The organism is Dyella lipolytica (genome assembly GCF_030160075.1).
In the GTDB taxonomy this organism is placed as follows: Bacteria; Pseudomonadota; Gammaproteobacteria; order Xanthomonadales; family Rhodanobacteraceae; genus Dyella_B; species Dyella_B lipolytica.
In genome coordinates this window covers 118,667-135,016 of sequence record NZ_BSNQ01000002.1, presented here as the reverse complement: position 1 = coordinate 135,016, position 16,350 = coordinate 118,667, and the positions used below count along the sequence as shown (strand labels likewise).

11 protein-coding genes are annotated in these 16,350 nt (G+C 60.3%); 8 read left to right on the top strand and 3 right to left on the bottom strand.

Annotated elements, in window-relative coordinates:
* Position 1 precedes the first annotated feature (1 nt).
* Positions 2-3,187: an efflux RND transporter permease subunit gene (locus tag QQL64_RS01145; protein ID WP_284395184.1), complete on the bottom strand. Its 3,186-nt coding sequence runs from the start codon at positions 3,185-3,187 to the stop codon at positions 2-4.
* Positions 3,188-3,190: 3 nt separating this feature from the next.
* Complete coding sequence (locus QQL64_RS01140) at positions 3,191-4,444, bottom strand: efflux RND transporter periplasmic adaptor subunit (RefSeq protein ID WP_284395183.1); 1,254 nt, start codon at positions 4,442-4,444, stop codon at positions 3,191-3,193.
* 144 nt (positions 4,445-4,588) lie between these two features.
* Here QQL64_RS01140 and QQL64_RS01135 point away from each other — a divergent pair, with 144 nt between their 5' ends.
* A complete protein-coding gene (locus QQL64_RS01135) occupies positions 4,589-5,566 on the top strand; it encodes a LysR family transcriptional regulator (RefSeq protein WP_284395182.1) in 978 nt (325 codons plus the stop codon).
* A 26-nt stretch (positions 5,567-5,592) separates the two neighbouring features.
* Here the strand turns inward: QQL64_RS01135 and QQL64_RS01130 are convergent, their stop codons facing one another.
* Positions 5,593-6,390, bottom strand: coding sequence for an undecaprenyl-diphosphate phosphatase (locus tag QQL64_RS01130; protein WP_284395181.1), 798 nt, complete (start codon positions 6,388-6,390; stop codon positions 5,593-5,595).
* Positions 6,391-6,600: 210 nt separating this feature from the next.
* Between QQL64_RS01130 and QQL64_RS01125 the strand changes: the two genes are divergently transcribed.
* From QQL64_RS01125 to QQL64_RS01095, 7 genes are all read left to right on the top strand, one after another.
* Positions 6,601-7,362, top strand: coding sequence for a bestrophin-like domain (locus tag QQL64_RS01125; RefSeq protein ID WP_284395180.1), 762 nt, complete (start codon positions 6,601-6,603; stop codon positions 7,360-7,362).
* Between the two features lie 166 nt (positions 7,363-7,528).
* On the top strand, positions 7,529-8,941 hold the full coding sequence (gene glnA / locus QQL64_RS01120) for a type I glutamate--ammonia ligase (RefSeq protein ID WP_284395179.1): 1,413 nt from the start codon (positions 7,529-7,531) through the stop codon (positions 8,939-8,941).
* A 162-nt stretch (positions 8,942-9,103) separates the two neighbouring features.
* On the top strand, positions 9,104-10,756 hold the full coding sequence (locus QQL64_RS01115; protein WP_284395178.1) for a multicopper oxidase family protein: 1,653 nt from the start codon (positions 9,104-9,106) through the stop codon (positions 10,754-10,756).
* A 208-nt stretch (positions 10,757-10,964) separates the two neighbouring features.
* On the top strand, positions 10,965-13,004 hold the full coding sequence (locus QQL64_RS01110; protein WP_284395177.1) for an alkaline phosphatase family protein: 2,040 nt from the start codon (positions 10,965-10,967) through the stop codon (positions 13,002-13,004).
* Between the two features lie 81 nt (positions 13,005-13,085).
* Positions 13,086-13,553, top strand: a complete 468-nt coding sequence (locus tag QQL64_RS01105; RefSeq protein ID WP_284395176.1) for a hypothetical protein — start codon at positions 13,086-13,088, stop codon at positions 13,551-13,553.
* Between the two features lie 226 nt (positions 13,554-13,779).
* A complete protein-coding gene (locus QQL64_RS01100; protein WP_284395175.1) occupies positions 13,780-15,093 on the top strand; it encodes a hypothetical protein in 1,314 nt (437 codons plus the stop codon).
* A 232-nt stretch (positions 15,094-15,325) separates the two neighbouring features.
* Complete coding sequence (locus tag QQL64_RS01095) at positions 15,326-16,219, top strand: DUF2846 domain-containing protein (RefSeq protein WP_284395174.1); 894 nt, start codon at positions 15,326-15,328, stop codon at positions 16,217-16,219.
* The last annotated feature ends 131 nt before the right edge of the window (positions 16,220-16,350 follow it).

Sequence of the window (16,350 nt, the reverse complement as noted above, 5' to 3'; positions counted from 1 at the left end):
CTCAATGGCCCTCCAAAGCGGGCAAGGCGGATGCATGCTGCTGCTTGCGTGCCTCGCGGCGTTCGACCACCGCGCGGATCAGCACGTAGAACAGCGGCGTGTAGATGAGACCGAAGATGGTGACGCCGAGCATGCCGGAGAACACCGCCACGCCCATCGCATGACGCATCTCTGCGCCCGCGCCGTGCGAGGTCACCAGCGGCACCACGCCCATGATGAAAGCGATCGAGGTCATCAGAATGGGGCGCAGTCGCAGGCGAGCCGCTTCCAGCACCGCGTCGTGACGGCTCATGCCTTCATGCTGGCGTTCGCGTGCGAACTCCACGATCAGGATAGCGTTCTTGCACGCTAGGCCGACGAGCACGATCAAGCCGATCTGGGTAAAGATGTTGTTGTCGCCACCGGACATCCACACGCCGGCAATCGCGGACAGCAACACCATCGGCACGATCAGGATGACCGCCAGCGGCAGCGACCAGCTTTCGTACAGCGACGACAGCACCAGGAACACCAGCAGCACGCACAGCGGGAACACCAGAATCGCCGTGTTGCCCGCCAGGATCTGCTGATAGGTCAGCTCGGTCCATTCGTAACTCATGCCGTTGGGCAGGTTGTCCGCCGCGAGCTTCTCCATCGCCGCTTGTGCCTGGCCGGAACTAAAGCCCGGTGCCGGACCGCCGTTGATTTCCGCCGTGGCGTAGCCGTTGTAGTGCATCACGCGCTCGAGGCCGGCCGTGCGCCGCACGGTAACGAACGAACCCAGCGGCACCATGTCGCCCTTCGCGTTACGCGTCTTGAGCTGCAGGATGTCCTGCGGTTCATGACGGGAACCCGGTTCGGCCGAAACGTTCACCTGATAGATGCGTCCGAAGCGGTTGAAGTCGTTGACGTACAACGAGCCCAGATAGGCCTGCATGGTTTCATCCACGTCGGCCAGATCCACGCCTTCCGCTTTCGCTTTTTCGCGATTCACATCGGCGTCGATCTGCGGCACGCTCACCTGGTAGCTGGAGAACAGGCCGGCCAACGCTGGCGTCTTCTGACTCTGCGCAATCAAGTTCTGCGTTTGCTTGAACAACTCATCGAAACCAAGCTGACCACGGTCTTCGATCTGGATACGGAAACCGCCGATCGTGCCCAGGCCCTGTACCGGCGGCGGTGGGAAGATCGCGATGTACGCATCCTGGATCGATGCAAACTTCTGGTTCAGCGCACCGGCAATCGCACCCGCCGACAAGGACGGATCACGCCGTTCCTCGAACGGCTTCAGCGTCACGAACACAATGCCCGCGTTGGTGCTGTTGGTGAAACCGTTGATCGACAGGCCGGGGAAGGCCACCGCGCTTTCCACACCCGGCTGCTTCAGTGCGATAGCCGACATGCGTTGGATCACGTCTTCCGTGCGATCCAGCGATGCTGCATCCGGCAGCTGCGCGAATGACACCAGGTACTGCTTGTCCTGCGCCGGCACGAAGCCCAGTGGCACATGGTTGAAGCCGAACCAGGTCAGGCCGATCAGGCCGGCATACACCACCAGGGCGACCGGACCCTTGCCAACGATGCGCCGCACGCCGCCGACGTAACGTTCCGAACCGCGATGGAACAGCTTGTTGAACGGACGGAACAGCCAGCCAAACGCGCGATCGATCAGCAGAGTGAAGCGATCCTTCGGCGCATCGTGGCCTTTCAGCAGCACAGCGGCGAGCGCCGGGCTAAGACTCAGCGAATTGAACGCCGAGATCACGGTGGAGATCGCAATCGTCAGCGCGAACTGGCGGTAGAACTCGCCGGTCAGGCCGCTGATGAAAGCGGTGGGGATGAACACCGCACACAACACCAGCGCGGTCGCAACGATGGGGCTAGTCACTTCATTCATCGCGCGTCGCGTTGCATCGCGCGGCGAATAGCCGAGTTCAATATTGCGTTCGACGTTTTCGACGACGACGATCGCATCGTCCACCACGATACCGATTGCCAGCACCAGGCCGAACAGCGACAGCGCGTTGAGCGAGAAGCCCACCAGGTACATCACCGCGAACGTGCCGATCAGCGACACCGGCACCGACACCAGCGGGATGACCGATGCGCGCCAGGTCTGCAGGAACAGGATCACCACCAGCACTACCAGGAAGATCGCTTCCAGCAGCGTGTGCGCCACTGCTTCGATCGAACCGCGCACGAACACGGTCGGGTCGTACACGATGCTGTAGTCGACGCCTTGCGGGAATTCCTTCTTCAGCTGCGCCATGGTGGCGCGCACTTCGTTGGAAATCTGGATCGCATTGGAACCAGGACGCGCAAAGATCGGCACCGCCACCGCCGGCTGGTTGTTGAGCAAGCTGCGCAGCGCGTACTGGTTGGAACCTAGTTCCACTCGCGCGAGATCACTCAAGTGCACGACGCTGCCGTTTGCGTCCGTGCGCACGATGATGTTGCGGAAATCCTCGACCGTGCTCAGACGTCCCTGCGTGTTGATGTTGAGCTGGAAGTCCGTGTTGCTCCGTACTGGCGGCGCATTCAGTGCACCGGCGGCCACGGCAACGTTCTGCTCCTGAATCGCATGCACCACATCGCCGGTGGTCATGTTGCGCTGGGCCAGCTTCTGCGGATCCAGCCACACGCGCATGCTGTATTCGCCTGCGCCGAAGATCTGCACGTCGCCGACGCCGTCGAGGCGGGCCAGCTGGTCTTTCACATGCAGACGCGCGTAGTTCGACAGATAGAGCATGTCGTAACGCTTATCGGGCGAGGTGAGATGTACCACCATGGTGAGATCAGGCGAACTCTTCTGCGTGGTCACGCCCAGCCGCTGCACTTCTTCGGGCAGCTTCGGCAAGGCCTGTGACACGCGGTTTTGCACTTCCACCTGCGCGTTGTTGAGATCGGTGCCCAGCGCGAAAGTCACGGTCAAGGTCATCGTGCCGTCGCTGGTGGCCTGCGAGGCGGTGTAGAGCATGCCTTCCACGCCGTTGATCTGTTCTTCCAGCGGCGTGGCGACGGTTTCGGCGATCACCTCGGGGTTGGCGCCGGGATAGCTGGCGTGCACCACGACGGTGGGCGGTACGACTTCGGGGTATTCGCTGATCGGCAGTTTGAACACCGCGATGCTGCCGGCGATCACGAAGATCAGCGAGAGCACCGCGGCCATGATTGGCCGGTCGACGAAAAACTGTGCAATGTTCTTCATGATTTAGCCTTGCGGGCGCTTCGGTGCAGTCGTAACGGCCTGCGCCGTGCGCGCGTCATTTCCATCGGGATCGGTCGCGGCGGCATCCACCAGCGCCTTGTCTTGCGGGTCGAGACGGGCATCCATCGCCACTTGTTGCGGTACCACTTCGGCGCCTGGGCGCACGTGTTGCAGACCGTTGATCACCACCACGTCACCAGGATTCAAGCCGCTGTCGATCACGCGCAGTCCGTGAAACAGCGGGCCGGTGTCGACCTTGCGGTACTGCACCTTGTGCTGCCCATCGACCACGTAGACGAACTGGTTGCTGAGATCGGTACCGACGGCGCGATCGTCGACCAGCAGACGCGGATGCGGCTGGCCGCTTTGCAGATGCACGTGCGCATAGAGACCTGGCGTCAACAACCCGCCTTCGTCGTCGAAGACGGCGCGCAGCCGCATCGTGCCGGAGCCGACGCGCAACTGGTTATCGACGAAGTCGATGCGCCCGGTGTGCGGATAGCCTTGCTCGTCCGACAACGCCATGGCCGCTTCGATGCGCGCGGTGTGACCGTTCTTCGTCGCCTCGCGGCGCAGGCGATCCAACTTGAGCCACGTCTGCTCGTCCACGTCGAAGTACACGTAGATCGGATTCACCGACACCACGCTGGTCAGCACGTCCGAGCTGGTGACCAGATTGCCTTGCATGATGCGGGCGTTGCTGACGCGACCGTCGATCGGCGCACGCACCTGGGTCCAGTCGAGATTGAGCTTGGCCGAGGCGAGTGCCGCCGTGGCGGCCGCCAGCGTAGCATTGGCGCTCTGCTCGCCCGTGCTCATGCTGTCGGCGTCTTCCTGTGAGATCGCATGCGCCGCAAGCAGACGCTTGGCGCGTGCCGCGTTGGCCTGGGCCAGCCCCAATTGCGCCTGCGCCTGGGCGCGGTTGGCGCTCAGTCGATCCACTTCGGCCTGGAACGGACGCGGGTCGATGCGGAACAGCACATCGCCCTGATGGACCTCGGCACCTTCCTTGAACTGCACGGATTCCACGTAGCCGCCGACCCGTGGCCGCACGTCGGCGGTGTCCACCGCCTGCAACTGGCCGGTGAATTCGGCGCTGTCGCTGATCGGCCGCAGCATGGCCTGGGCTACCGTGACTTCGAGCGGCCCGCCGCCTGGGGTGGCGGACTGCGCATGGGCGCCGTGGTTGCCCAACAACGCCCAACTGCCGGCAACCGCCGCAACGACGAGACCGGCCAAGATGGCTTTCTTCAACATTACTATTCGCTCCCTGGAGATGGTCGTGCCGCAATGCAGCACGATGGGGAAACGAATAATGGGTATACCGTACAGTTTAGAAAATCCGTTTCTTGCGCATGCCACTCATGACTCAGAATCACGAATGGGTGCATAATCGGTCCCATGGAAGACTTTTCAGCTATATCAGCCTTTGTCCGCGTCGTCGAAGCGAAAAGTTTTGCGAGCGCGGCCGCCCAACTGGGCATGACCCCCTCGGGCGTCAGCCGCGCCGTATCCCGCCTGGAAGAACACCTGGGCGCCCGGCTGCTGTTCCGCTCGACCCGTGCGTTGCGGTTAACGGACGATGGGGCCTCGTTCTATGCACGTTGCAAGGAGATCCTCGCCGATCTCACCGAAGCGACCGAGGCGCTGGGCTATGCCCACCGCAAGCCCAAGGGCAAATTGCGGGTCGGCATGTCGGTGTCCGTGGGCCGGGCGGCGATCATTCCCCAGCTCAACGAGTTCGAGCGCCGCTATCCGGATATCCGGCTCGAATTGATGATGTGCGACTTCCCCTACGACCTCAATGAGGAGGGGGTGGATTGCGCCATCCGCATGGGCGAGCTGGAGGATTCCAGCCTGATCGCACGCAAGATCGGTTATTTCCGCAACGTGCTGCTGGCTTCGCCGGAATATCTGCAACGCCACGGCGCGCCGACCAGCATCGAAGACCTCAAGAATCATCGCTGCATCAACTACGTCTACCCTAACGGCCGTCCACGGCAGTGGCAGTTCGACACGCCCAATGGCCGGCTAGAAGTGGACGTCAATGCGCACATGCTGATCAACGACGGCGAATCGGTGATCCAGGCGGCAGTGGCAGGGCTGGGCATCATCCAGGCACCGCATGTATTGGCAGCCTGCATGCTCGACCTGGGCAAACTCGAGCCGATCATGACCGACACCAACTCCACCGGTAAGTCGGTGTGGATCGTCTATCCGCAGAAGAAACATCTGTCCGCGCGCGTGCAAGCGTTTATCGAATGGGCGCGCGAGTTGTTCGAGCGTCCCTTCGAGTCGGTGTGTCATGTGGCGCCTGGGCCGGTGGTTGAAGCCTTCCGTCCACCTGCGCGCGCAAAGCCGGGTTCGCGAACCCAGTAACGTCTCAGAGCCAGGAGGACTGGCTCTCAGGCACCGGCCGGAATAAGCGCCAACAGCGCGATGCCCAGTGCAATGCGATACACCGCAAACCACGTGAAGCGGTGCGTGCGGATATAACTGAGCAGCCATTTCACCGCGACAAACGCCACGATCAACGACACCACGAAGCCGACGATCAGCGCGGTCCAATCCTCGTGCGCCGCGGCCCCGTGCTTAAGCACTTTCAGCAGCTCGTAGCCGGTGGCGGCATACATCGTCGGTATACCGACCAGAAACGAGAATTCGGTGGCGGCGGGGCGATTGCTGGTACCTGCCAGCATCGCCGTAAAAATCGTGGCGCCCGAACGCGACGTGCCGGGAAACACGCCCGCCACGATCTGCGCGATGCCGACCAGGATGGCCACGCGCCAGGTCACTTCCTTGCGGTCGGCTTGTCGTGCGGCGATCGCTTCGGCACCCAGTATCCAGAAGCCGCCGATCAGCAACGCCCATGCGATGGGCGTGATCGTTTCCGGCAATTTGAAGCCGTAGTGCGTGACGACAACGCCGAGCACGCACGTGATCGCAAAGGCGGTCACCAACTTGAAGAGATAATCGCGATTGCCGCGCTCCTGCCACTGTGTCAGCAACTGCCAAATACGCTTCCAATAAATCAGCGTAACCGCAAGGATGGCACCGGCCTGGATACCCACGTTGAAGAGTTCGGAGCGTGCGCCCAGGCCGAAGTCTTCGGCGATAAGCAGATGCCCCGTGCTGGAGATCGGCAGGAATTCGGTAACGCCTTCGATGATGCCCAGCACAATGACGCGGATCAGATCAGGCATGGCGCGATATCTCACGTAGGTTAGGTAGGGCGCAGGCTGGAGCTTACGTGCATTCGCTACCGCGGACATAGCGGCTATCGGCGCCGTGGTTGATAGACGGGAGTACCATCGCCGAGGCATCAAGGGCGATGGTCGCCGACGTACCAACGTGACCACCGCAGGCTATCGAGAACGACGTAACGTGCGCGTTGTACTTTCGGAGAGGGCCCCATGGTTCATCTGCTGATTGCAATGGCCGTTTTCATCTGGGTGTTCGCGATGGCCTTGCTTGGCCTGGAGCTGCACAAGCGGCTTCCGAAACATCATTTCAGCGACGAGTCCACCAGTTCGATCAAGCTTGCGACGGGTCTTATCGCGACCATCGCTGCGCTCGTGCTTGGACTGCTGATTTCGTCGGCAAAGAATTCCTTCGATACGGTCAACGCCGATCTCGTGCGCAATGCCGTCAACATCATTCGGCTCGATCGCACCCTGGAGCAGTACGGCCCAGAAACGCAAGGCCTGCGCGAACAGCTCAAACAAAGCTATGCGACATGGGTGGACATGCTTGGATCGGGCGATCCCAAAAAACTCGCGCAGCTTGAAAATCCAGAGCTGGTTGGCAAAATCGAAAGTTTTCAACGCGAGCTGGCGCAGCTCACGCCCAAGACGGCCATGCAGCAACAACTTCAGGCGCGCTGCATCTCCCTTGCGGATGACGTGTTCACCGCGCGCTGGCTTGCGCTGCTGCAGAGGCGAGGCTCGATTCCCGTGCCATTGCTGTTTGTACTGGTGGCTTGGCTGTCGATCATCTTCGGCGCTTTCGGATTATTTGCGCCTCACAACGGCACGGTGATCTTCTTCTTTCTGATGTGCGCGTTCTCGGCGGCGGGTGCGATTTTTGTCATCCTGGAGATGGATACTCCGTTGAACGGGTTCATCAATATTTCCGTGGCACCCTTACGGGAGGCTCTTGCGCATCTGAGGCCTTAACCCGTTCCGCACCAAAATATTGCATTTGGCGTTCCAAGTTGGTGCAATAAAGCATACTGTCAACCCGTAAGAGCGATTTAAACGATTGATTTTGTTTGGCTTGTGCAGTTGGTACGGAGCTTGCCAATATGCACGCGTGCCCGTTCAACCCATCTGAGGTTTTCCCATGTCCGCCGCCAAGAAAGTACTCGACCTAATCCAAGAACATGACGTCGAGTTCGTCGACCTGCGTTTCGCCGACATGCTCGGCAAGCACCATCACGTGACCTTCCCCTCGCACACCATCGACGAGTCGACCTTCGAGGACGGCAAGATGTTCGATGGTTCCTCGATCTCGGGCTGGAAGGGCATCAACGAGTCGGACATGGTGTTGCTGCCCGATCCGGCTACGGCCTACCTCGATCCGTTCAGCGGCCACACGCAGCTGATCCTGCATTGCGACGTGCTGGAACCGAGCACCATGCAGGCATACGGCCGCGACCCGCGCTCCATCGCGAAGCGCGCCGAGGCTTTCCTCAAGTCGACGGGTATTGCCGATACCGCTTTCTTCGGTCCGGAGCCAGAATTCTTCATCTTCGATTCCGTGCGCTGGCAGAACGACATGGGCCGCGTGTTCTACGAAATCGAATCGCAGGAAGCCGCGTGGAGTTCGCGCTTCAAGTACGACGAAGGTAACAGCGGCCATCGTCCGGGCGTGAAGGGCGGCTATTTCCCGGTCAGCCCGGTCGACTCGCTGGGCGACCTGCGCGCCGACATGTGCAAGGTGCTCGAATCGCTCGGCCAGAGCGTGGAAGTGCACCACCACGAAGTCGCCAACGCGGGCCAGTGCGAGATCGGCGTGAAATTCAACACGCTGGTGCAGAAGGCCGATGAGCTGATGACGATGAAGTACGTCGTTCGCAACGTCGCGCACCAGAACGGTAAGACCGTCACCTTCATGCCCAAGCCGATCGTCGGCGACAACGGCAGCGGCATGCACGTGCACCAGTCGCTCAGCAAGGACGGCAAGAATCTGTTTGCGGGCGATCTGTACGGCGGTCTGTCGCAGACGGCGCTGTGGTACATCGGCGGCATCTTCAAGCACGCCAAGGCCATCAACGCCTTCGCCAACTCCACCACCAACAGCTACAAGCGCCTGGTGCCGGGCTACGAAGCCCCGGTGATGCTGGCCTATTCGGCGCGCAACCGTTCGGCGAGCTGCCGCATTCCGTATGTGTCCAGCCCGAAGGGTCGCCGCATCGAAGTGCGCTTCCCCGATCCGATGCAGTCGGGTTACCTCACCTTCACCGCGCTGATGATGGCCGGCCTCGACGGCATCCTGAACAAGATCGATCCGGGTGCGCCGGCCGACAAGGATCTCTACGATCTGCCGCCGGAAGAAGAGAAGAACATCCCGCAGGTGTGCTCCAGTCTCGACGCCGCGCTGGAAGCGCTGGACAAGGACCGCGACTTCCTCAAGGCCGGCGGCGTGTTCAACGACGACTTCATCGACGCCTATATCGCGTTGAAGATGCAGGAAGTCACTCGCTACCGCGCCAGCACGCATCCGCTGGAATTCCAGATGTACTACGCGATCTGATCGCGTCTGCATACTGTGCGAAACAACGGGCGCTTCGGCGCCCGTTGTCTTTTCTGCTCACCGCGATTCACGCATCGCTGCCACAATTCTGTCATCCCCGCTGCTTAGGGTGACCGGGATGAGTCATTTATTTCACGATCGTCGCGGTCAGGCGGACCAGGCATGACGCTGACGCGGCGAGGCTTCTTGCGCAGCACCGGCAGCCTGTTAGGTGCCTATGCGCTTGCCGATGTTTGGCGTACGGCGAAGGCATTCGCTCCAGCGCAGATGAGCATGCCTATGCGTTCCAGCATGCCGAAGCTGGCGGCGCCCAAGGTTCCGCTGATCAATCCCACGTCGCTGGCGCGCTTCGTCGATCCGTTGCCCGTTCCGCCGATCGCGCGTTCCGTCGGGCATCGCGCACATCCGGCGTATCCAGGCCGCGAGCTGCCTTACTACCGCATGGAAATGCGCGCGTTCAAAGCACGTCTTCATCGTGACGTGCCACCCACGCCGCTGTGGGGCTACGACGGTTTGTTTCCTGGCCCGACGTTTGAAACTCGGCGCGGCGAGCCTTTGCTGATCGAATGGGTCAATGCGCTGCCGACGCAGCATTTCCTTCCCATCGACCACAACATCCACGGCGCCGAGCACGACAAACCCGACGTGCGCGTGGTCACGCATGTACACGGCGCACGTGTCCAAGCGGATGCCGATGGCTATCCGGAAGACTGGTACACACCCGGTCATTCGGCGCTCTATCACTATCCGAACGCGCAAGACGCGGCCACGCTCTGGTATCACGATCACGCGATGGGTATCACCCGGCTCAATATCTATGCCGGACTGGTCGGTACGTTCATCGTGCGCGATGCGGAAGAGCAGGCGCTGGGGTTGCCGACGGGTGAATACGACATACCGTTGGTCCTTTGCGATCGCCTGCTCGCGCAGGATGGCCAGCTCTATTACCCCGTGTCGGAAGATCCCTCCGCACCGTGGGTCATGCAGTGCAACGGCAATCTGCCGCTGTGCAACGGCAAGATCTTCCCGTATGTCGAGGTTGAGCCTAGGCCTTACCGTTTGCGACTGATCAACGTCGCCAACACCAGCTTCTTCGATCTCTCGCTATCGCACGATCACGTGTTCCAGCAGATCGGCAGCGATCAAGGATTGTTATCCGCACCGCTCGAGCGTGCGCGAATCGAGTTGTATCCGGCCGAACGTGCCGACGTCGTGATCGATTTCTCCGCCCTGGCCGGGAAATCCGTACAACTGCTTCATCAGGCGCAAGGCATTCTGGAATTTCGAGTGAAAAATAGCGGCCGCGGCACCACGGCCGCACTACCCGCGGCGCTGCGCAACATTCCACGCATCGATCCTGCCAGCGCTGTGCGCGATCGCGTATTGACGTTGAACGAAGTTGACGACGCCAACGGCAACGCCATGATGATGTTGCTCGACGGCAAGCACTGGTCCGATCCGATCACCGAAAACCCGCGACAGAACAGCATCGAGACCTGGAGCTTCGTCAATCTCACCGGCGATGCGCATCCGATCCATCTGCATCTGGTGCGTTTTCAGATCGTCGATCGGCGGCCGTTCGATCTGTTCGCATGGAACGCGCATCGCACACTGAAATACACCGGGCCTGCAGAACCGCCACCACCGCATGAAGCAGGCTGGAAAGATACCGTACGCGCCGACCCAGGCATGGTCACGCGCATCGCCATGCGTTTCGAAGGCGAGCCAGGCCGCTATGTGTGGCACTGCCATTTCCTCGAGCACGAAGACAACGACATGATGCGGCCGTACGTGGTCTTGCCCGCACATTCATAAAGAGTGCGTGAATGCGCCGTCGTGCGGATGTCACATTTGTCGCAACATTGTCATCACACGATGACGACATGTCGCGCCCCTGCCAACGTTACGTCATCTACGAGGACCACACTTCCTAGCGGACTACGAGTGGTCAACACGCGTAGACCGTAATCAGGGGGATTACTCGATTGCAGGCTCTGGTAGAACGCCAGCAGGAGAACCAGTCATGCTTACGAAGTTCAGCCGTACCCGGTTGAAAACTTTTGCCATAGGCGCGCTTGTCACCAGCCTCGCCGGCCTGGCCAACGCGCAGACCACCAGTCCAGATAACGACACTACTTTTCGCGCGAACATGCCAACGTCGGCGGCCATCCCACGGAGCGGGCAACCTGGCGGCGTCGTGACGCTGTATCGCCCCGGCTCGGACCGGGACAACAGCCACCACACCCGCACACCGATCAAGCACGTGATCCTGCTCATCGGTGAAAACCGCACGTTCGACCACGTATTCGCCACGTACACGCCGCCGGCCGGCCAGACGGTGAACAATCTGCTTTCCGAAGGCATCGTGAATGCGGATGGCACACCCGGCAAGAACATGGCCAAGGCGCAGCAGTGGCAGGCCACTCAATCCGGCGATTACACGGTTGCTCCTACGCATACCAGCGCTTACACCAACCTGCCGCCGATGAACACGGGCGGCGCACCGACCCAGCCGTATCTGCCTTCGACGGCGGCGGCGGAAGCCATCGAACCGGCGTTGCCCACGGCCTATTACCCGTATCTCGCCGAAGGCGGCACTGGATTGCCGAACGATGTACTCGATACGCGCTTCCCGGCCACGCTGCCGAACGTGCCGGTCGATATGCATGCCTCGATCAGCTACAACGACTACGCCAATAGTCCGGTGCATCGCTTCTTCCAGATGTGGCAGCAGCTCGATTGCAATGTCAGCAACGCCACGCGCGAAAATCCCAGCGGCTGCCTCGCCGATCTGTTCCCCTGGGTGGAAGTGACCATGGGCGCCGGCAACAACGGCAAGACGCAGCCCGCAGGTTTCACCGATGAAAGCACGGGCGAGGGTTCCACCTCGATGCAGTTCCTCAACATGGCCCAGGGCGACGCGCCCTACTTCAAGCAACTGGCCGAGCAGTATGCGTTGAGCGACAACTTCCACCAGTCGGTGATGGGCGGCACGGGTGCCAACCACATCATGCTGGGCTTCGGCGATGCGATCTATTACGCCGACGCGAATGGCAACCCTGCCGTTCCGCCGACCAACCAGATCGAAAATCCGAATTCGCAGTCGGGCACCAACAACTGGTGGGTGCAGGATGGTTACGGCGGCGGCTCCTACGTCAACTGCGCGGATGACACGCAGCCCGGCGTGGCCTCTGTGCGCAGCTATCTGAAGAGCCTGCCGTACCACACCTTCCACGGCACGGATTGCAAAGCGGGCGCGTACTACTTGGTGAACAACTACAACCCAGGCTATCTCGGCGATGGCACGCCTGCGCCGCTGGGTAGCACGCTGTTCACCATTCCGCCCACCAAGCAGCAGAACCTCGCGTTGCTGCTGACGCGTCACAACGTGAGCTGGAAGTACTACGGCGAAGGTTTTGCCAACGGCACGGAATCCGGCGAAGCCGGTACCTTCTGCAACATCTGCGATCCGTTCCTGTATTCCACGCAGGTCATGACCAACCCGACCTTGCGTGCGAACAACCAGGACATCAACAACCTGTACAGCGACATCCAGAACGGTACGCTGCCGGCGGTCTCCATCGCCAAGCCGGACGGGCTGCTGGACGGCCATCCGTCTTCGTCCAAGTTGGAACTGTTCGAAGGCTATGTGCAGAAGATCGTGCAGATGGTGAAGGCCAATCCGGAACTGTGGGATGACACCGCCATCATGGTGACGTTCGACGAAGGCGGCGGTTACTACGACTCCGGTTACGTGCAGCCGATCGATTTCTTCGGCGACGGTACACGCATTCCGCTGCTGGTGATCTCCAAGTACTCCACCGGCGGTCGCGTGGTGCACACGTACTACGATCACGTGTCGTTCGACAAATTCGTGGAAGCGAACTGGGATCTGGATGAGACCATCTCGCGTCGTAGCCGCGACAACCTGCCGAACCCGGTCGCATCCTGGAAAAACCCGTATGTACCGGTCAATGCACCGGCCATCGGCGACCTGATGGATATGTTCGACTTCCATCGCGGTTGGCGGTTTGGCGAAAACACTGCTGCAACACAGAACTAAGTATCCTGCTATGCATGCCCTGCCCGCTTCGGCGGGCGGGGCATGTCGTTTCTGGACCGGTCCAATCGGAAAATACCCACGATGAGCTTGTTCGCACGATCCGTCAGTCACCTGCACCGCTGGTCCAATCCCCTTGCTGCTATGTTGCTGCTCGGCGCGTCCAGCACCATCAGTTCCGGCGCGCATGCCGATCCGGCCGACTTTCAGGCCATGCCAGGCTTGTGGAAGATCACCTTGCACACGGTCAAGGACGGCCATCCAGGGCAGGCCAAGGTGACTTGGAAATGCCTGTATGACGGTGCCGATCCGTGGGCGACCTTTGTGGACGTCATGGCTCCCGATGCTGCGTGCGAGCGCCATGGCGAACATCGCACGAGCACGGCCTTGGCGTGGAACGTGAGTTGCGGCGCTACACCCAAGCGCGCGGGACGCGGGCACATCGATCTGGATTCGCCCGAGCATTACACCGGCGATGTCGCAGTGAATGGGCACGACGTTCTGCAGGTGGAAGGCAAGCGCTATGCCGCGTGCACTGGACCTAGCGATTGAAAACCTCGTCGAGGCAGGTCCGCGGCAAGACGGTCGCCTACACGCTTAGCTCGCGCGAATTTCACGCGCTCCCCACACCCCTACTGTGATGTTATGCGTCGCTGAATCGTGAATGGTCAGTCCTATCTACGTCGGACGAGCCATTTGCACAGGGGCGTAACACTCGTGTGAGGGATTCACACGTACAAACAGGGGATACATCATGCTTTTCGAAAAAAGCAGTATCATGAGTGCCGTCGCGGCGCTCGTGATGATGGCGGGTGCCGTTCATGCGGGCACCTTTCCGGACTACGGATACCAGCCGCCCGCGAGCTACACGGGGCCGATCTTCCAACTGAGCCAAAACTATCCGGCAACGCTGCCAAACGGTACGCCGGCGTTCTTCAAGCTGCTGCCAAAGCTGAGCAACGACTTCGAGCAATGGCGGCCGTACGTGGAAGCGGTGAAGAAGTACTGCCTGGAAGGCAACGTCGAAAACGATTGGTATGTGCAGAAGAACACCGTGCGCAAGTGGTACCACGCACCATGGCAGCACTACGGGCCGCTGGGGCGTGAAGGCATTCACGGTCTCACCAAGGAAGCGCAGATTCAGTCCAAGCAATTGGCGCCTACTCAGACAACCACCGGACAGACCTTCGCTGTCGGCATCTACAACGACATCGGCGGCTATACGATCGGTCGGGTATGGAAGGATCCGCAGAATCCCGATCCGTCCGTCACCTCGAAACCCAACAGCTTTCACAACGGCACCGTGGTATGCAAACCCTTGTTTGCCGATGTCGACCTGACGCAGGTGCCGTTCCTCGTGAATCCGGTGTTGTGGCAGGCCTATGTCACAGACAGCTTCAATTCGGCCAATCGCGAGATCAAGAACGTGGCGCTTATCCAGATGGATTTCGCCGTACGCGATACGCGTATTCCAGGTACGGGTTGGATCTTCGGCACCTTCCAGTACAACGGTGCAGTCACCGGCAAACCCGGCTGGGACAACCTGGTGCCGGTTGGCGTCATGTGGGGCAATGACCCCGAGAATACCGGCAACAACTACACCAACCCGCAGCCCACCGTCACCAAGATCAACCCGACCATCATGGAATCGGCGATCAATGCCAAGCCCGAATTGCCGCCGACGCATCTGGGATGGAACGGACGTCTAGACGGCCCGGTGGATAACCCGGTCAGCGCCTGCCTGAGTTGCCACATGACGGCGGAAAGTCCGCAGCTGTCGCCGATGAACCCCACCTTCCAGGCGCCCGACAAGGTGCCACCGGTCGGTTCGAAGGAGTGGATGCGCTGGTTCCAGAACGAAGAGGCCGGCGTGCCATTCGATGCAGCAGCATTAAGTACTGACTTCAGCCTGCAGCTCGCCGGTGGCATCCAGAACTTCTACGACTGGAAGTGCACGCAGGATGGTGTCTTTGTGTCAGGTGGCAATGCTTGCGAGCAGGGCAAAAAGCAGCTGAAACTTATGAAGTCGATCGCGCCGCCGGCCAAGGTGTTCAAGGTCGAGCGTGATCAGACACTCAATGAGCTGCACTGAGCTATCGGAGATCTAACGTAAACCGAGCCGGACTGGATTGCATGGCAACCAGTCCGGCTTTTTTTTGTAAACGACGGTTCCAGGTTTGCTCACCGACGTTTTCTTGCGGCAAACGGTGGACATCTCACGATGCCTCCGGCGGTAAACATCGTCCCTATCGACCGCACGCCGGCAGATGGTTTTGAAGGCATGGCAACGATATATTTGGCTTGGCTTGCATGCGTCTGCTCGCATGAAAACTGACCAAAAAGGGGAAAACATGATTCGCAAATTGATGGCCGCGGTCGCGCTGACCGCGGTGTTGCTCATGACTGGCTGTGCCAGCGTACCCATGGCCAATAAGGACGCCGACGCGAAGGCGAAGCAATTCGCTCCTTCGCAAGGTGGAATGGCCGATGTGTATATTTATCGGAACGAGATCATAGGCTCGGCGATCAAGATGCCTGTGCTCATCGATGGCGTCTCGGTCGGCGATACCGTCGCCAATGCCTACATCTTCAAGACCTTGCCTGCGGGTAGCCACACGATTATCTCAAAGGCCGAAAACGATGCCTCTCTCACGATCGATATGGTGGCCGGGCAAACCTACTTTGTGTGGCAGGAAGTGAAAATGGGTGTGCTTTACGCACGGTCCAAGCTGCATCAAGTGGACGAAGCGACAGGCGAGGCTGGCGTGAAAGAGTGTGGCCTGGTTAAAGGCGACGGCTCCTCCGAGGTAGCGCTAGCGGCAACTCCAGTAGCCACCCCAGTAGCCACCCCAGTAGCCACCCCAGTAGCCACCCCAGTAGCCACCCCAGTAGCGACGACGGACACGCCAACCCCTCAGGCTGTAACCCAGACCGCGCCGATCGTGGCAGATTCATCGCCTCAGCCTGATCCGCCTGCTGTCCCTGCGGAACCCGTTCAACAGTCTGCACCTGTCGCCTCAACGACGACTTCCTCAGCAGATTCTGTTGCCAGCGTCGCGCTTGCTCAGTCCGTTGCAACTGGCATGGGTTGCGGTAACGTTCAATCCAACGGAGCCTCGACGTTCATAGCACCGTGTGGCACCTACGGCGTATTGATCGACTGCGATGGCGATCAATGTCGTCCCATGCATACCGTCAAGATCAAGAACAACGAATAGCCAAGTCGCGTAGAAGCAGATTCCGTTGGAGGGCGCCCTTGGGGTGCCCTCGACGGTAAAAATTTCTCATAGCAGCATTAACGATGATCGGTTCCAGACGCCTACGGTCCGTTTAGGCGTATTCGGCGAGC